Annotated in this window: 14 protein-coding genes and 1 pseudogene; 7 read left to right on the top strand and 8 right to left on the bottom strand. The window is 57.1% G+C overall.

Annotated features, from left to right (window positions below):
* Positions 1-168 precede the first annotated feature (168 nt).
* The 8 genes from EGI20_RS06800 to rimP form a co-directional block, all read right to left on the bottom strand.
* Complete coding sequence (locus EGI20_RS06800; protein ID WP_498630727.1) at positions 169-957, bottom strand: M90 family metallopeptidase; 789 nt, start codon at positions 955-957, stop codon at positions 169-171.
* Between the two features lie 130 nt (positions 958-1,087).
* Positions 1,088-3,235 carry a polyribonucleotide nucleotidyltransferase gene (gene pnp, locus EGI20_RS06795; protein ID WP_498630726.1) on the bottom strand — a complete coding sequence of 716 codons (2,148 nt, stop codon included), beginning with the start codon at positions 3,233-3,235 and terminating at the stop codon, positions 1,088-1,090.
* Positions 3,236-3,413: 178 nt separating this feature from the next.
* Positions 3,414-3,683 carry a 30S ribosomal protein S15 gene (gene rpsO, locus EGI20_RS06790; protein WP_124734566.1) on the bottom strand — a complete coding sequence of 90 codons (270 nt, stop codon included), beginning with the start codon at positions 3,681-3,683 and terminating at the stop codon, positions 3,414-3,416.
* Between the two features lie 75 nt (positions 3,684-3,758).
* A complete protein-coding gene (truB, locus tag EGI20_RS06785) occupies positions 3,759-4,679 on the bottom strand; it encodes a tRNA pseudouridine(55) synthase TruB (protein ID WP_498630724.1) in 921 nt (306 codons plus the stop codon).
* The gene (gene rbfA / locus EGI20_RS06780) at positions 4,679-5,065 is read right to left on the bottom strand and encodes a 30S ribosome-binding factor RbfA (RefSeq protein ID WP_124734568.1); all 387 of its coding nucleotides are present in this window, start codon (positions 5,063-5,065) and stop codon (positions 4,679-4,681) included. The genes truB and rbfA overlap by 1 nt, the downstream gene beginning before the upstream one ends.
* 84 nt (positions 5,066-5,149) lie before the next feature.
* Positions 5,150-8,029: a translation initiation factor IF-2 gene (gene infB / locus EGI20_RS06775; RefSeq protein WP_498630723.1), complete on the bottom strand. Its 2,880-nt coding sequence runs from the start codon at positions 8,027-8,029 to the stop codon at positions 5,150-5,152.
* A gap of 35 nt (positions 8,030-8,064) precedes the next feature.
* Positions 8,065-9,546, bottom strand: coding sequence for a transcription termination factor NusA (nusA, locus tag EGI20_RS06770; RefSeq protein ID WP_124734570.1), 1,482 nt, complete (start codon positions 9,544-9,546; stop codon positions 8,065-8,067).
* Between the two features lie 51 nt (positions 9,547-9,597).
* Entirely contained in the window at positions 9,598-10,023 is a 426-nt protein-coding gene (gene rimP, locus EGI20_RS06765; RefSeq protein ID WP_124734571.1) for a ribosome maturation factor RimP, read from the bottom strand.
* A 226-nt stretch (positions 10,024-10,249) separates the two neighbouring features.
* Between rimP and fadD the strand changes: the two genes are divergently transcribed.
* The 7 genes and pseudogenes from fadD to EGI20_RS06730 all read left to right on the top strand — a co-directional run.
* Positions 10,250-11,929 carry a long-chain-fatty-acid--CoA ligase FadD gene (gene fadD / locus EGI20_RS06760; RefSeq protein ID WP_498630737.1) on the top strand — a complete coding sequence of 560 codons (1,680 nt, stop codon included), beginning with the start codon at positions 10,250-10,252 and terminating at the stop codon, positions 11,927-11,929.
* A gap of 101 nt (positions 11,930-12,030) precedes the next feature.
* Positions 12,031-13,170 (top strand): PilT/PilU family type 4a pilus ATPase, encoded by a 1,140-nt coding sequence (locus EGI20_RS06755; RefSeq protein ID WP_498630721.1) that lies wholly within the window; start codon positions 12,031-12,033, stop codon positions 13,168-13,170.
* An 11-nt stretch (positions 13,171-13,181) separates the two neighbouring features.
* Positions 13,182-13,532 (top strand): arsenate reductase, encoded by a 351-nt coding sequence (locus tag EGI20_RS06750; protein ID WP_498630719.1) that lies wholly within the window; start codon positions 13,182-13,184, stop codon positions 13,530-13,532.
* 292 nt (positions 13,533-13,824) lie between these two features.
* Positions 13,825-14,454 (top strand): MarC family protein, encoded by a 630-nt coding sequence (locus tag EGI20_RS06745; RefSeq protein ID WP_124734581.1) that lies wholly within the window; start codon positions 13,825-13,827, stop codon positions 14,452-14,454.
* Between the two features lie 164 nt (positions 14,455-14,618).
* The gene (locus EGI20_RS06740) at positions 14,619-16,763 is read left to right on the top strand and encodes a dihydrolipoyl dehydrogenase family protein (protein ID WP_498630717.1); all 2,145 of its coding nucleotides are present in this window, start codon (positions 14,619-14,621) and stop codon (positions 16,761-16,763) included.
* Positions 16,764-16,773: 10 nt separating this feature from the next.
* Positions 16,774-17,955: an ABC transporter substrate-binding protein gene (locus EGI20_RS06735; RefSeq protein ID WP_498630715.1), complete on the top strand. Its 1,182-nt coding sequence runs from the start codon at positions 16,774-16,776 to the stop codon at positions 17,953-17,955.
* A gap of 3 nt (positions 17,956-17,958) precedes the next feature.
* Positions 17,959-18,383 (top strand): annotated as a pseudogene (locus tag EGI20_RS06730) (hypothetical protein); the annotation flags it as partial.

Below are 18,383 nucleotides of genomic sequence, written 5' to 3'. Positions count from 1 at the left end.
CAGAACCGGACTATGCATCAGCATGAGTCCATCACGAAAGTGGAATATCCGTGCAATGGGGCGCTGCATAGCAGCGCCCCATTGCACGAGACAGCAAGCAGCCAAGCTTATGCACTGACGCAGCCAACCAATTCCTACCCAATATCGGCTGGCAAATACTGCACAGCGTCAGCCATACATCGATAAAGATGTTGGATCCTGCGAAGCAGGCAATCTGGCCAGCGTATCCTGCCGGTAAAAAGCGGATAAATGGGCATAGAGCGTGGGGTAGTCGGCTTTTATCCAGTGCGGGGTCTCGAAAAAGCATTCCGACAACACCGCAAAGAATTCGGCCGGATGCTCAGCGGCATAAGGATCCAGCCATGTGTGCTCTCCAGCCGCAAGCTGGCGGCCAAATGTCTGATAAGCCGCCTGCCAGTCACGTGCCCACTGCGCTCTATCCATGCCTTTATGCAATGGCGGACAACCATTGGCATCCCCATCCAGCATATCCAGCTTGTGTGCCATTTCATGGATCACCACATTCCAGCCATCCAGCAAGGGTGAATCCATTACATCCGGCAAAGACAGCAACAAAGGCCCGTCTTGTCTCGCCTGACCGATCAGCACCTGTACGCCCTCGTGCGCGAGGCCCATATCATCCAACCATGCATCACGCGTTACAAAAGCAGCCGAATACAGAACCACCTCTTGCCAGCCCGCCAACGCCGACTCGCCCAATGCCAGCACCGGCAGCACCGCCTGCAAAGCCAGTTCGGCCGCATCCTGATCCTCCAGACTCTCGCCATCGACACGCAGCAATGATTTGCTGTCGATAAAAAGCAGAGCAAGCTCGGCCAGACGGGCGCAGTCCTCCTCGGACAAACCCGTCAACAACGGCAGGCCCGGTATCACATCATGCAAAAATTTCAATTTGCGCGCCCTGACATGGTCAGCGTCACCACTTCTCCAAAACATGCGCCCTCCTGCTAAATTTGCCCAATACAGCTGCATTTTGCACCAAGCACTCGCGTGAGATCCAAATAATAAAACCCGCACGCAAAGCGTGCGGGTTTTGAATGGCAAAGCGGAAAATCCGCCTCTGAGATCAGTTGCCGGACTTCAGACCGAACGACTCGGCTGTTTCACGCGCCACTTTGGACTCGTCTTCCAGCAGCGCCTTGATGGACAGACGCACACGGCCGCGATCGTCCATTTCGATGGCTTTAACGCGTACCACCTGACCTTCTTTCAGATAGTCGGCCACATTCTTGATGCGCTCATTGGCGATCTGGGAGATGTGAACCAGACCATCCTTGCCCGGCAGGATGGACACGATGGCACCGACGTTGTTGTCGAGGATCTTGACGACAGGACCTTCGTAAATCTTGCCGACTTCAACTTCAACCGTGATTTCTTCGATGCGCTTCTTGGCAGCATCGGCACCCTCTTGCGTCACCGAAGCGATGGTGATGGTGCCGTCGTCTTCGATATTGATCTCGCAACCGGTGTCCTTGGTGATGCCACGGATCGTCTCGCCACCCTTGCCGATCACTTCACGGATTTTTTCCGGATTGATCTTCATGGTGAACAGACGCGGAGCAAACTCGGACAGGGTCTGAGGACCTTCAACCGCATCCTTCATTACGCCCAGGATGTGCATGCGGCCTTCTTTGGCCTGCGCCAGCGCAACCTGCATGATTTCCTTGGTAATACCCTGGATCTTGATATCCATCTGCAAAGCGGTCACGCCTTCAGCGGTACCGGCCACCTTGAAGTCCATATCGCCCAGGTGATCTTCGTCACCCAGGATATCGGACAGCACGGCAAAGCGGTTGCCTTCCAGAATCAGACCCATGGCGATACCGGCCACATGTGCTTTCAGTGGTACGCCGGCCGACAGCAGCGCGAGACAGCCACCGCAAACGGATGCCATGGACGAAGAACCGTTGGACTCGGTAATCTCCGACACGACACGCATGGTGTAACTGAATTCGTCAGCAGGCGGCAACACGGCCAGCAGCGCGCGCTTGGCCAGACGGCCGTGACCGATTTCACGGCGCTTAGGCGGGCCCATACGGCCAGCTTCACCGGTGGAGTACGGCGGGACGTTGTAATGCAGCATAAAGCGGTCGGTGTACTCACCGGCCAGCGCATCGATAATCTGCTCGTCGCGGCTGGTGCCCAGCGTTGCGGTTGCAATCGCCTGGGTTTCGCCACGGGTAAACAGCGCGGAGCCGTGGGTACGTGGCAATACGCCGGTACGTACCGAAATCGGACGCACGGTACGGGTGTCACGACCGTCGATACGCGGCTCGCCTGCCAGAATCTGGCCGCGAACGATCTCTCCTTCCATATGCTTGAAGATGCCCTTGATTTCATTGGCCTTCAGCGTGCTGGTTTCTTCGGTGATCAGTGCGGTCTTGACGGCATCCCATGCTTCGGCCAGTGCTTGCGAGCGCACTTGCTTCTGGCGAATGCGGAAGGCGGCAGCGATTTTTTCGCCTGCCACTTCGCGGATCTGTGCCAGCAGTTCGGCATCATGTGCCGGTGCTTCCCATGCCCACATTACCGGATTGACTTCATCAGCCAGCTCGTTAATGGCGGTGATGGCAGCCTGCATCTGCTCATGACCGAATACCACGGCACCCAGCATCACGGCTTCGGACAATTCCTTGGCTTCGGACTCAACCATCAGCACGGCACGCTCGGTACCGGCAACGATCAGATCCAGCTCGGAAGTGACCAGTTCGGTCTTGGTCGGGTTCAGGATGTACTCGCCAGCAGCGTAGCCTACGCGCGCAGCGCCAACCGGGCCGGCAAACGGCAGACCGGAAATGGCCAGCGCAGCCGAGGCGCCAATCATGGCAGGGATATCGGCATCAACTTCTGGGTTCAGGGACATCACGGTCGCAACAATCTGCACATCGTGATAGAAACCAGCCGGGAACAGCGGACGGATAGGACGGTCGATCAGGCGGCAAGTCAGAATTTCCTTTTCCGACTGCTTACCTTCGCGCTTGAAGAAGCCGCCCGGGATTTTACCGGCGGCGTAAGTGCGCTCGAGATAATCAACGGTCAGCGGAAAAAAATCCTGACCCGGCTTAACGTTTTTGGAGCCGACAACAGAAACCAGTACCACGGTTTCGTCCATGGAAACCAGAACGGCACCCGAAGCCTGACGTGCAATTTCGCCGGTTTCAATGGTGACGGTATGCTTGCCGTACTGGAAAGACTTGCTGATTTTATTGAACACTGGGAATCCCTTACTCTGGATGAGTTGGTGTAGCTTTTGATAACGGGAACCCCTAGCTATCAGCACTCGATGAAATGCTGATAACTAGAGGCTCACCCCGCCATCTTCGATAATAAGTAATGACCAGTTGAAACGTGAAAAATCGCAGCCTGGGCTGCGACTTTTCATTTTACTGCACTTACTTGCGCAGACCCAGACGAGCGATCAGAGCGCGGTAGCTATCGTTGTTGGTGCGCTTGAGGTAGTCAAGCAGACGACGACGACGGCTCACCATCTTCAACAGGCCACGACGGCTGTGGTGATCTTTGGTGTTGGTCTTGAAGTGCGAAGTCAGATCATTGATACGAGCGGTCAGCAGAGCAACCTGAACTTCGGAAGAACCGGTATCGCCTTCCTGATGTTGAAAGTCTTTAACGATTTCTGCTTTTTGCGCGGCGGTCATTGCCATGTGTAAAACTCCACAATACTAATTGAGGGCGATTGCCCGGCAAGCACGGCGAGCGCGAACCCATCCGTGCTTCACTTAAGCGGCAGCTTTCGCTACCACGAGCCGGCTTGGATGCAGGAAACCTTCTTCCCTTACTTCGGCCAGACCCAAAAATTCGCGCGTTGCCTCACGGTACACGCGAAAACGCGACATTATTACATGGTTTGCCTGTGACGGGACAGCCTGACCATGCATAAATCGCGCGAAATTCTCCTCGCCCAACGCCACTTCCGGCAGATGGGTCAGCAGAATATCCACCGGCAGCAACAAACCTGTGCGCGCCTCAGCGGCAACGGCTTCGACCTGCTCGATGGTCAGCGCATCCTCCAGACGGAAGCCCGCCGTCTGCGTCCGGCGCAAGCCGGTCAGGTGCGCGCCACAGCCCAGCGCTTCACCCATGTCCTGCGCCAGGGTACGGATATACGTTCCCTTGCTGCACAGCACATTGATCACGGCGGTGTTACCGGAAAAAGACTCCAACTCAAGCTTGAAGATGGTGACCTTTCGCGCCGGCCGCTCTATTTCTATGCCCTGACGCGCATATTCATACAAAGGCTTACCCTGATGCTTGAGCGCCGAATACATCGGAGGCACTTGCTCGATATCACCAGTAAAGCGTGCGATCACGGCCTGCAGCGCGTCCAGGCTAAAATTGACCGGCCGCTGCTGCACCACTTCACCCTCACTGTCGCCTGTTGTGGTGTTCACGCCAAAACATACGGTAGCGCGATAACCTTTATCCGCATCCAGCAGGAACGAGGAAAACTTGGTGGCCTCGCCAAAACAGACCGGCAGCAATCCGGTTGCCAGAGGGTCAAGTACGCCGGTATGGCCGGCCTTGGCTGCGGTATACAGCCAACGCACCTTTTGCAAGGCACCATTACTGGAAAAACCCAAAGGCTTGTCGAGCAGCAGTACGCCATCGATATTCAGCTTGGGACGACGCACCTGGGCCATTACTCGTCCTCGCCCAGCTTGTCGCGGTTTTTGGCATCCACTTCGGACACATCCGAAATCAGGCGGCTCATATACACGCCACGCTCGATCGACTCGTCGTAGACAAAGTGCAATTGCGGCACGGTATATACACTCAGACCGCGCCCCAACTCCTTACGCAGAAAACCTGCCGAGTGCTCCAGCGCCTCTTGGGTGATTTCACGCTTGCCCTCACCCATCACGGTGTAAAAAATCTTGGCATGCGAGTAGTCACGCGTACATTCAACCGAAGTAATCGTAACCCAACCTACCCGCGGATCCTTGAGACCAGTACGAATCAGTTCGGCCAGATCACGCTGGATCTGGTCTGCCATACGGTCAGAGCGGGAAAATGCTTTTCTAGCCATCACGCTATCCTTTCTTATTCAGCAAAAAAGGCGAGTGCCACCGGCCTTAAGCCGGATAAGCACCCGCCCTGGTTCAACTCAGACTCAGAGGGAACGCGCCACTTCGACGATTTCGTATGCCTCGAGCTGGTCGCCCTCATGGATATCATTGAAGTTTTTCAGCATCAGGCCGCATTCGTAGCCTTGCTTCACTTCCTTCACGTCATCCTTGAAGCGCTTGAGCGAATCCAGTTCGCCGGTATGCACGACTACATGGTTGCGGATCAGACGGATCATGGCGGAACGCTTGATCAGACCATCGGTCACCATACAGCCGGCAATATTGCCAACCTTGGACACGGAAATCACCTGACGGATCTCGACCGTACCCAGGATCACTTCCTTCTTCTCTGGTGCCAGCATACCCGACAGCGCAGCTTTCACTTCGTCTACCGCATCGTAAATGATGTTGTAGTAGCGAATATCCACACCTTCGTTCTCGGCCAGTTTGCGTGCAGCCGCATCGGCACGGGTATTAAAGCCGATTACGATAGCCTTGGACGCAATGGCCAGGTTGATATCGGATTCGGTAATCCCGCCCACACCGGAGTGCAGGATGTTGACGCGGACTTCGTCGGTCGACAGCTTCTGCAAGCTGCCTGCCAGCGCTTCGTACGAACCCTGAACGTCTGCCTTGATAATAATGGACAGGTTCTGGATCTCGCCCTCGGCCATCTGGGCAAACATGTTTTCCAGCTTGGAAGCCTGCTGCTTGGCCAGACGCACATCACGGTATTTACCGGCACGGAACAAGGCGATTTCACGCGCCTTCTTCTCGTCGGTCAGCACCATCGCATCTTCACCTGCCTGCGGCACGTCGGACAGACCTAGAATTTCAACCGGGATAGCTGGACCGGCAGAATCAACCGGCTTGCCGTTCTCGTCGATCATGGCGCGGACGCGGCCAAATGCCGTACCCGCCAGAACCACGTCACCCTTCTTCAGAGTACCGGACTGAACCAGCAAGGTCGCAACCGGACCACGGCCCTTGTCCAGACGGGCTTCAACGATAATACCCTTGGCTGGCGCATTGACCGGTGCCTTTAGTTCCAGCACTTCGGCTTGCAGCAAAATGGCTTCCAGCAGGCCGTCGATGTTCTGGCCCATTTTGGCAGATACTTCGACGAACTGGGTGTCGCCACCCCAATCTTCCGGCACGACTTCCTGGGCAACCAGTTCCTGACGAATACGCTCCGGGTTGGCACCCATTTTGTCGATCTTGTTGACCGCCACAACCATAGGCACGCCAGCGGCCTTGGCATGGTGAATCGCTTCAATCGTCTGCGGCATCACGCCATCATCAGCAGCCACCACCAGCACCACAATGTCGGTTGCCTTGGCACCACGGGCACGCATGGCGGTAAACGCCTCGTGACCCGGGGTATCGAGGAAGGTCACCATGCCGCGGTCGGTCTTAACGTGATAAGCACCGATGTGCTGGGTAATGCCCCCGGCCTCACCCGAAGCCACTTTGGCGCGACGGATATAGTCCAGCAGCGAAGTCTTACCGTGGTCAACGTGACCCATCACGGTCACAACCGGCGGACGCGAGATCTGCTCAACGGCAGCCGCACTTTCGTCTTTCTCCAGATACGCTTCCGGATCATCCGCCTGTGCCGCTTTAGCCGTATGCCCCATCTCGCCCACGATAATCATCGCGGTATCCTGATCCAGCACCTGGTTGATGGTGACCATCATGCCCATCTTCATCAGCACCTTGATCACCTCGGCAGCCTTAACGGCCATGCGGTGAGCAAGATCGGCAACGGTAATGGTTTCCGGCACCAGCACTTCATGGATGATAGGTTCGGTTGGCGCGCTAAAGGCATTCTGCCCGCTATGCTTGTTACGGCCACCACTCTTCTTGGACTTCCAGCCGCCGGTGGTATCGCCACCCTTGGTCTTCAGGCCACGACCACCTTTTTTCTTATCATCCCAATCGCGAGTGCCACCCTTGCCACCACCTGGTTTTTTATCAGGAGAGCGTGGACCGCTAGGCGCAGCAGCTGGTGCCGCAGGAGCGGCTACAGCTGGACGGGCCCCAGCAGGTGCACCACCGGCACGCGCCGGCGACGAAGAGACGGACTGACGATTGGCCGACGGACGCGCCGAACGGACCGAATCACCGCCACGACGGTCTTCCGGCTTGGCAGGGGTAATGCCTGCACCGGAAGGCTTGGCAACCGGTTCGGCCTTAGGCTTGGGTACTGGCGGCGGAGGCGGCGCATTCTTGGCTGCGATGGCAGCCTGGCGGCGCGCTTCACGCTCCTGCTTCTCGCGCAGCATGGCTTCCTGGCGAGCACGCAACTCGGAATGGCGGCGTGCCTCGGCTTCACGCGAAGCAATTTCTTCTGCCGACAGGATGGATTGCGGCGCAACCGGGCGCGCAACCGGTGCGGGTGCAGCCGGTTTGGCTTCGGTCTTTTCCACCTTGGCTTCTACCTTCGGCTTGGCCGCTGGCTTGGGCTCAGCCGCAGGCTTGGCAGGCGGCGCAACCGAAATCACCGGCGCAACAGGTGCAGCCTTGACTTCTACCGGCTTGACCTCGGCCTTAACTTCGACTTTAGGTTCGGCTTTCACTTCTGCCGCAGGCTTCACTTCAACCGCAGGTGCCGCTACGGGTGCCGCAACAGGCACGGACTCTTCCGGACGGGCCACAACACGCTTCTTGCGTGTTTCGACCTTGACGGTACTGCCGTCTGCAGTGCGAATCTCGCTGGTCTGCTTACGTGCCAAAGTGACATTTTTATCCGTAGCCGCACCATGTGCCTGCTTCAGATGAGCCAACAGACGACTCTTATCCTGTTCGGTCAAAGTATCACTGACAGCTTGCTTGGCCACACCGGAAGCACGCAACTGCTCAAGCAGGCGCTCCGGTGTCAGCTTAAGCTCAGCTGCAAATTCTTTTACATTAGTTAATGCCATTCGTCTTCCTACAATCTGTTAATTCTGCTTGATGCTTACTGGGCAAACCAGTGCTCACGCGCTTTCATGATCAGAGCGCGGGCAGGTTCGGCTTCCATACCGGTCAACTCGACGAGATCGTCCACAGCCAGATCGGCCAGGTCGTCACGCGTAGTCACACCGTTTTCAGCCAGCTTGCGCACCAGTTCGGCATCAAGGCCTTCCAGATTGCGAAGCTCATCTTCCACACTCTCCACCTTTTCTTCGGTGGCAATCGCCTGCGTCAGCAATGCATCACGTGCACGGCTACGCAAGTCATTGACGAATTCTTCGTCAAATCCGTCGATTTCCAGCATTTCGGAAATCGGCACATACGCCACTTCTTCCAGCGAGGTAAAACCTTCCTTCACCAACACACCAGCCAGCTCATCACTCAGATCCAACTGGCTGATGAATACTTCGCGAAGCACATTGTCTTCGGCCTGGAGCTTCTCCTCGGCCTCAACCACGGTCATGATGTTGATGTTCCAGCCAGTCAGTTCTGCCGCCAGACGAACGTTCTGGCCACTGCGGCCGATAGCGAACGCCAGCTGCTCTTCCTCAACCACAACATCCATCGCATGATTGTCTTCATCAATCATGATGCGGGTCACTTCCGCTGGCGACAGTGCATTGATTACGAACTGGGCCGGATCCGGCGCCCAAAGTACGATATCGACACGCTCACCCGCCAGCTCCTGCGTCACAGCCTGAACGCGGGAACCACGCATACCGATGCATGTTCCTTGCGGGTCAATACGCGGATCGTTGGCCTTGACTGCAATCTTGGCGCGCATACCCGGGTCACGGGCAGCTTCCTTGATTTCCAGCAAGCCTTCTTCAATCTCCGGCACTTCCAGCTCAAACAGCTTGACCAGGAAGTCGGCGCTGGTACGCGACAGCACCAGTTGCGGACCACGGCCAGCGCGGTCAATACGCAACAGGAAAGCACGCACACGGTCACCAACCCGCAGGTTTTCCTTCGGTATCATCTGGTCACGCGGCAACACGGCCTCAAGCTTGCCGCATTCGACAATGGCATTGCCACGTTCGATGCGCTTGATGGTGCCCGATACCATATGCTCACGGCGCTGGAGGAAATCGGTCAGCAGTTGCTCGCGCTCTGCGTCACGGATTTTCTGCAAGATGACCTGCTTGGCAGTTTGCGCACCGATACGACCGAACTCGACCGCTTCCATCGGTTCTTCAACCAGACTTCCCACCTCGGCACGCGGATCCTTTTCCCGCGCCATCGCCAAAGTCATCTCACGATCTTCAGATTCGAGAAGCTCGTCCTCGACCACCAGCCAGCAACGGAAAGTGCTGTACAGCCCGGTCTGGCGATCGATCTCGACACGCACTTCCATGTCGTCTTCAGCTGTGAACTTCTTTTTGGTTGCCGAAGCCAGCGCCTGCTCCAAAGCAGAAAATACCACATCCCGGCTAACGTTCTTTTCGCTAGCCAAGGCGTCAACCAGCAACAAAATCTCGCGACTCATTCATTCCTCCGGATACATTGTCCTTTTTGTGAGAGAAACGCCTGCCCTGAATCAGAACTCCGGCTCTATGCGAGCCTTGTCGATATTGGACAGTTCGATCTCCACAATCCGGCCTTCCACTTCAAGCTTGAGCACACCATCCTCAACACCCGACAGACGACCGGTAAATTTCTTTTGCTGCTCTACGGGCAGACGTGTGCGCAGCTTGGCAAGCTGTCCCGCGAAACGCACAAAATCGGCCTCCTTTTTCAGAGGACGATCTAGACCTGGGCTCGATACCTCGAGCCGGCTGTAATCGATATTCTCCACCATGAACAAACGGGTCATGTGATTGCTGACCGACACACAGTCCTCAATCGTTACGCCACCTTCTTTGTCCATGAAAACACGCAAGCCACCACCCGGGGTCAGCTCGACATCAACCAACTCAAAACCCAGGCCCGGCAGGGTATTTTCCAACAGCAGACGTACATCCATTGCATTTTCCACAAATAAAAAATGGGCGAACCGCCCATCACTAAATATCGGTTAGTGTAACCCATTCAGCGCAAAAAGAAAACGCCAAGCCTGTATTGCATACCACACCTCACCGACATGGCAGGCGACAATTTTGCACTAGCCATTCAGTTAAGGTAAATTGCAGAAAAAGAGCACCGGTGCGCGTATACCGGCCACCAAGAACACGATGGAGAAACAACAGGATATGGAAAAAGTCTGGTTCAAGAATTATCAGGCAGGCGTCGCTCACGAAATCGACATCAATACATTCAAGTCTATTGTCGAGGTCTTTGACGCCAGTGTAAGCAAATTCCGCGATCGTCCTGCCGTAGCCTGCATGGACAAGGTACTAAGCTACGGCGAACTGGACCAGCAGGTCAGTCACTTCGCCTCCTACCTGCAAAACACCCTCAAGCTCGCCAAGGGCGACCGCGTCGCCCTGATGATGCCGAACCTGTTGCAGTACCCCGTTGCAGTTTTCGGCACTTTGCGCGCCGGCTGCACCGTCGTCAACGTCAATCCGCTCTACACCCCGCGCGAACTGGAACACCAGCTTAACGATTCCGGCGCCGAAACCATCGTTATTCTGGAAAACTTCGCCAACGTGCTGGAAGACGTGATCCGCCGCACCAAAGTAAAAAACGTCATCATCGCCTCCATTGGCGATATGCTGGGCTTCCCCAAAGGCGCCATCGTCAACTTCGTCGTACGCAAAATCAAGAAGATGGTTCCTGCCTGGCATCTGCCCGGTCATGTCCGCTTCAACGACGCGCTAGACAAAGGCAGCAAGCAAGCTTACCGCAAGGTCGATATCGGGCATGAAGACATCGCCTTCTTGCAATACACCGGCGGCACCACCGGCGTATCCAAAGGCGCCATGCTGTTACACCGCAATATTGTCGCCAACATGCTGCAAGCCGGCGCATGGATCAAACCGGGCATACGCGAGGGCCAGGAAGTCATCGTCACCGCCTTGCCGCTCTACCACATCTTCTCGCTGACCGCCAACCTGATGGCCTTTACCGAAATCGGCGCGCTGAATGTCCTGATCAGCAACCCGCGCGACATCCCCGGTTTCGTCAAGGAACTGAAAAAGTACAAAATCACCGCCATTACCGGGGTGAATACACTGTTCAACGCCCTGCTGAACAATCCGGAATTCAAGACTATAGATTTCTCCAGCTGGCGCCTGTCGCTGGGCGGCGGCATGGCGGTGCAGCGTGCGGTTGCCGAGCGCTGGAAGCAAACGACCGGGGTCACCCTGATAGAAGCCTACGGCCTGACCGAAACCAGTCCGGCCGCCTGCATGAACCCGCTAAACCTGAAAGACTATAACGGCACCATTGGTCTGCCCGTACCATCTACCGACATCCAGATCCGTGATGTGGACGGCAAAGAAGTTGCCCAAGGCGAAGCTGGCGAACTGTGCATCAAAGGCCCGCAAGTCATGAAAGGCTACTGGCAGCGCCCCGATGAAACAGCCAAGGTGATCGACAAGGATGGCTTCCTCGCTACCGGCGATATGGCCATCATCACCCCCGACGGCTTCGTCAAACTGGTAGACCGCAAAAAAGACATGATACTGGTGTCCGGCTTTAATGTTTACCCGAACGAAATTGAAGATGTGGTGGCGCTGCACCCTGGCGTACTGGAAGTTGCCTGTATCGGCATTCCCGATGAGCGCTCGGGCGAAGTCGTTAAAGTCTTTGTGGTACGCAAAGACCCGGCACTGACTAGCGATGCCGTGCTTGAGCACTGCCGCCAGAATCTGACCGGCTACAAGGTGCCCAAGTCTGTCGAATTCCGCGACGAACTACCGAAGACCAACGTCGGCAAAATACTGCGCCGCGCCCTGCGCGATGAACAGACCGGCAAAACAGCCTAAGCTGACACGAAGCCAAACCACCTCAAACCCCGGTCGCGCCCTGCTGATGGCGCCCCGGGGTTTTACATCGAAACAGCCACCTCTGCAGCCGGAGTTCACCCATGCTGATGCTGCCTTTCTTGAAGTTGATGGCCGAAAAAAAAGCCAGCGACACCTTTTACACCAGTTTTGCACCCGTCCAGATCAAAATTGATGGCACGGTACGGCCAGTCAACGACAAACCGCTTAGCCCGGAAAACGTCCAGCATCTGGCATACAGCCTGATGAACGATCGTGAAATTGAGGATTTTGAACGGGAAATGGAAATGAACTTTGCCCGCCAAGTCGAAGGACTGGGCAATTTCCGCGTCAACATCTTCCGCCAGCGCGGCACGGTCGCAATGGTTATCCGCCATATCGCGCCCAAAATCCCTTCACTTGACGAACTCAACCTGCCCGCCACGCTACAGGAACTGATCCGCCACAAGCGCGGCCTGATTATCGTCGTCGGCGCAACCGGCTCAGGGAAAAGTTCGACCGTTGCAGCCATGCTCAACCTGCGCAACCAGACGCAAAGCGGCCACATACTGACGATCGAAGACCCTGTCGAGTTTCTGTTCAACCACCAGAAATCCATCATCAATCAGCGCGAAATCGGCATAGACAGCCACTCATATACTGCCGCATTGAAAAATGCAATGCGCGAAGCACCCGACGTGCTGATGATAGGCGAGATCCGCGATGCAGAAACATTAACCCATGCCATCAACTACGCCCAATCAGGCCATTTATGCATCACCACACTACATGCCAACAATAGCTATCACATGCTCAACCGTATCATCAGTTTTTTCCCGACGGAGTCGCGCACGGCATTGCTGATGGATCTCTCGGTCTCACTCAAGGCCGTCATTTCGCAACGCCTAGTCCCCTCCCCACAAGGCAAACTGATACCGGCCGTCGAATTACTTATCAATACGCCGCACATTGCCGAACTGATCCGCAATGGTGACGTAGATAAAATCAAGGATGCCATCGAGGCTTCGATGTCCGATGGCGCACAGACCTTCGAGCAATCACTGTTCAAGCTTTACAATGCCGGGCAGATCAGCCTGGATGAGGCCATGAAAAATGCCGATTCGCCGACCAATCTGTACTGGCTGATCAACCACTCCACAGAAAAAAATAAAACACCCAGACCAACGCCCACCCCGGCCAGCAACCCCGATCTTCCGGACTTTGCCGGTTTTACCCTTAAATAAGCCCAGTCACCATGATCACCCTTTACGGCATTCCTAATTGCAGCACGGTAAAAAAAGCCCGCCTGTGGCTGTCCGAACACCAAGTCGACGCCGGTTTCCACGACTTTAAAAAACAGGGCATTGACGAGGCCACCCTAAAACGCTGGCTGGGGCGCACGGATCTGACCATTTTGATCAACCGTAAAGGCACCACCTGGCGCGCCCTGAGCGACCATGACAAAACGCGCGCCGATAGCATGGATACAGCCATCACACTGATGATGGAAAAACCCTCGCTGATCAAGCGCCCGGTGCTTGAATACGGCACGCTGCTACTGGTCGGGTTTAACGAAGACAATTACAAGCAACTCCTGACGCGATAGCACGCAGGCGGCTACCATCCCCTCATCCAGCAAACGGCATCAGGTTCAGCTTGCGTTTTAACGCAAACACCTGATGCCCTTCAGACACCGCGCTTATCTGCGGCCCCTCCTCTTGCACAGCAGCACCCCAAAAACCTGCTACTTTAAGCATATTGAATGCCAACCATGCCAGCCAAAACCATCAGGCTTGGCGTGCTATTTTCCTTCACAAGCCTAGGCATTGACGCGAGCGTGTCTGTTCTCGTCCCTAGTCTGAATGAGATTTCTACCTGACAGAGGTATGATCCGTGCCATGGAACTTGAAATCATTAAAATATTTACCGCATTGCTCGTATTGGTTAATCCGCTGGGTGCAATACCTGTTTTTATCAGTCTTACCCCGAATTCGTCACAAGCAGAACGTAAATCCATCGCCAAAACAACGGCGTCGACCGTCGCCATCGTGATGATCGTTTTTGCCCTGGTCGGCGATGCCCTGCTTAAATTTCTGGGTATCAGCATCGGCTCATTCCAGGTTGGCGGCGGCATGCTGCTGATGCTGATCGCCATCTCGCTGATGAATGCCAAATCGTCCCCCACCAAGACGACCAAGCAAGAACGCGAAGAAGCCGAAGCCAAAACCAATATCGCGGTCGTGCCTATGGCCATCCCGCTGATGATGGGGCCAGGTACGATGTCGACGGTCATCATTTACGCCAGTGCCGCCAAAGGCTGGCTGCAACTGCTGGCGCTGATCATCAGCGGTCTGCTGGTGGCGGCCGCCTGCTATGTCACTCTGGTACTGGCAACGCCCATCGGCCGCATCTTAGGCCAGACCGGCATCAATATCGTCAACCGGGTCATGGGTATGATCCTGGCCGCACTATCGGTAGAAATTATCGTGGACGGGGTTTACCGCCTGTTTCCGCAACTTGCCCGCTAAACACCAGGTGGCACAGAATTTTCCTGTGCCACCCTTTTTTTGCCTGTTTTTCACCGATGAAACCGGCGCGCCCAAAATGCCAACTCCATTGGTCTGATAAAAACCAGCTGCACATGATTAGCAGTTAAAATACCGACCCTCTCCTACGGCAAGACAAGTGCGCCATGAGCAAACACGCTTTTTTACGTCTGGTGCTGGCACTGGCCCTTTGTGCACTGATCGCGGCATTTTTCGCACTGGGCGGCAGCGAATGGCTGAGTCTTGAGCGCATCCATACACATTTGGGACAATGGCGCAGCGCCGTAGAGGCCCACTATTTTGCCGGCGTAGCCATCTATTTTGCGCTTTATGTACTGGCTACCGCCCTGTCGCTTCCCGGCGCGACCTTGCTTACCCTCCTGGGTGGCGCATTATTTGGTCTGGCTGCCGGCACCCTCATCATTTCCTTTGCCAGCACACTGGGCGCCACTCTGGCCTTTTTATCGGCGCGCTATTTACTGCGCGACAGTGTCGAGCGCCGTTTCGCCAAGACCATGCGCACAGTCAACGCTGGCATCTCGCAAGAAGGCAAAGGCTATCTGTTCGGCCTGCGTCTGGCACCGCTCTTTCCCTTTTTCGTCGTGAATCTGGTCATGGGGCTCACCCGCATGCGCGTGTCGACCTATGCCTGGGTCAGCCAGCTTGGCATGCTGCCGGCCACCCTTGTCTATGTAAATGCAGGAGAGCAACTGGGCACGCTGCAAAGCGTATCCGGCATCCTGTCGCCGCTGATGCTGGCTTCTTTCATTCTGCTGGCCATCCTGCCGCTAGCCAGCAGCGCGCTGCTGCGCCGCTACCGCAAGCAGGCGCGCTTGCGCCATTGGACTAAGCCCAAGCGGTTCGACACCAATCTGGTGGTGATAGGCGGCGGCGCGGCCGGGCTGGTTGCCTCCTATATCGCCTCGGCCGCCGGCGCGCGCGTGGCACTGATCGAAGCGCGCGAGATGGGGGGCGACTGCCTCAACACCGGCTGCATTCCTTCCAAGGCCCTGATACGCTCGGCCAGACTGGCACACGAGGCGCGCCACGCTGCCGATTACGGCTTAAGCGGCAGCCTGCAAGCACCGTTTAGCGAGGTAATGGCGAGGGTGAAGCGCGTCATTGCACGCGTCGCGCCACATGATTCGATCGAACGCTACACGGCACTGGGGGTCGAATGCATACAGGGCAAGGCGCAGATTATCTCGCCATGGCAGGTCAAGGTGGGCGAGCGCACGCTCAACGCGCGCGCCATCATTATCGCAACCGGCGCTGCACCGGCCATTCCGTCCATACCGGGGCTGGACGATTGCGAGCCGCTGACTTCGGAAACGCTATGGTCGCTCAGCACCCTGCCTGGCCACTTGCTGGTAATCGGTGGCGGTGCCATAGGCTGCGAAATGTCGCAGGCCTTTGCCCGCCTGGGTAGCCGTGTCACCTTGCTTGAAGCCGGCGCGCAACTCTTGCCGCGCGACGATATCGATACCGCAAACAGCATCAGCGCGGCACTGCAGGCGGACGGGGTGAATGTCGTCTGTCACGCCATCCTCCATCAGTTCAGCCAGGCCAACGACCACAAGCAGCTGAGCTACAGCCAGCAAGGTCAGGCGCACACACTGGCGTTTGATCAGGTTTTGCTTGCCACCGGACGCAAGGCGCGGCTAAGCGGTTTCGGGCTGGAGCAGTTGGGGCTCTTGGAAGACGGAAAACTGATACTGGACGACACGCTGGCAACACGCATGCCGCACATCTTCGCCTGTGGCGATGTGGCCGGCCCCTACCAGTTCACCCATATGGCAGCACAACAGGGCTGGATCGCCGCGACCAATGCCTTGCAGGGTCTGCGCCGCTTTAAAAGCGACCATAGTCTGGTGCCGATGGCGGTGTTTACCTCGCCCGAAGCGGCCCGCATCGGCCTGAACGAAAACGAAGCGCAGGCACAAGGCATCGCCTATGAAACCACCCGTCTGGATCTGGCTGAGCTCGATCGCGCCATTGCCGACGAGGCCAATCACGGCTTTATCAAGGTACTGACCGCCAAGGGCAGCGACCGCATTTTAGGGGTGAGTATTGTGGCCGAACACGCCGCCGACATGCTGGCCGAGTGGACACTGGCCATGAAGCACGGACTGGGGCTGAAGAAGGTACTGGCCACCGTGCACGGCTACCCAACCTGGATGGAGGGCAACAAAGCCGTCGCCGGCCTCTGGCAGCAAGCCCATACCCCGGCATGGGCGCTGCGTCTGGCACGCTGGTTTCTGCGCCGCGCCTGCCACAACCCGCAGCACTGACAGGACCGCCATGAAATACACGCTACTTGCCACCCTGATACTGAGCCTGCTCAGCCCCGCCGCCCGTGCCAACTGGGACCAGACCCTGGCGCAAGCGCGCGGCCAGACCGTCTATTTCAATGCCTGGGGCGGTAGCGAGGCGATTAACCGCTATATCGCCTGGGCCGGCAACGAAACGCAAAAGCGCTACGGCGTCAGCGTCAAGCATGTCAAAACTGCCGACACCGCCGAAGTCATCCGTCGCATCGCGGCGGAAAAAGCCGCCGGACGCATGCAAGGCGGCAGCGTCGATCTGGTCTGGATCAATGGCGAAAACTTCCGCGCCATGAAAAATCAGGCGCTGTTGTCGGCGCCCTTTGCCCGAGCCCTGCCCAACTGGCGCTATGTCGATTTGAAAAAGCCGGTAGAACGCGACTTTGCCGAGCCCACCCAGGGCCTGGAGTCGCCATGGGGCGGCGCCCAGCTGACTTTCATTGCCGATCGCAGCCGTGTTCCCGCGCCGCCAGACTCCATGGCCAGCCTGCTGGCCTTTGCCAAGGCCCATCCGGGACGGGTCAGCTACCCCAAACCGCCGCAGTTTCACGGCACCAGCTTCCTGAAACAGGCGCTGCTGGAGCTGGCACCCGACCCGGCCCTGCTGCAACAGCCGGTCACCGCTGCGGTTTTTGCCCGCGAAACCCGCGCCTTATGGGCCTACCTTGATCAGCTCCACCCCTTGCTGTGGCGCAAAGGTCAGGCCTTTGCCGCCTCAGGCGAACAAACGCTGCAGATGATGGCCGATGGCGAACTGCTGCTGGGCATCAGCTTCAACCCGAATGAAGTACCCAATCTCATCGCCGCCAAACGCCTGCCCAAAACCGCCTATAGCTATGGCCACAAGGACGGTACGCTGGCCAATGTGCATTTTGTCGCCATCCCGTTTAATGCCAGATCAGCCGCCGGCGCCAAGGTGCTGGCCAATTTCCTGCTCTCGCCCGAGGCGCAAGTCAAAAAGGCCGATGTCGCCATCTGGGGCGACCCTAGCGTACTGGACCCGGCCAAACTGCCGGCCGCGCAAGGTGCGGCCTTGCGGCAAAGCGCTGCGGGCAGCCTGCCAGCCAGCGTCAAGACACTGGCCGAACCACACGCCAGCTGGGTGGATGCGCTGGAAAAAGAATGGCTGCGCCGCTACGGCAAGGCAGGCGGCGCCTGAGCCATGCCCGTATTGACCCTGATACTGGTCGGCCTGCTGTTTGCCCTGCCGCTGCTGGCCGCCCTGCTGGCGGCGCTATGGCCGGCACTGTCCGGCGCGGCGCTAAGCGCGCTGATTACCGACCCGCAGTTTGCCAGCGCCCTCTGCGCCACGCTGATTTCGGCGCTTTTGGCTAGCGCGGCAGCGTTAGGCGGGGCGCTGCTGATTGCGCGCAGCCTGTACCACAGCCGTCTCTGGCTACGCTTAGGCGCACTGCTTTCACCTATGCTGGCCTTGCCGCATGCGGCATTTGCCATCGGGCTGGTCTTTCTGATTGCACCTGGCGGCATGCTGGTGCGCCTGTTTGCCGCCATCGCCGGCTTTCCCGTCGATGCGCCGGATTGGGTAACGGTCAACGACCCGCTGGCTCTGGCTCTGGCGCTGGCGCT

Source organism: Aquitalea sp. S1-19 (assembly GCF_024343515.1).
This window is presented reverse-complemented; position numbering and strand designations above follow the sequence as displayed.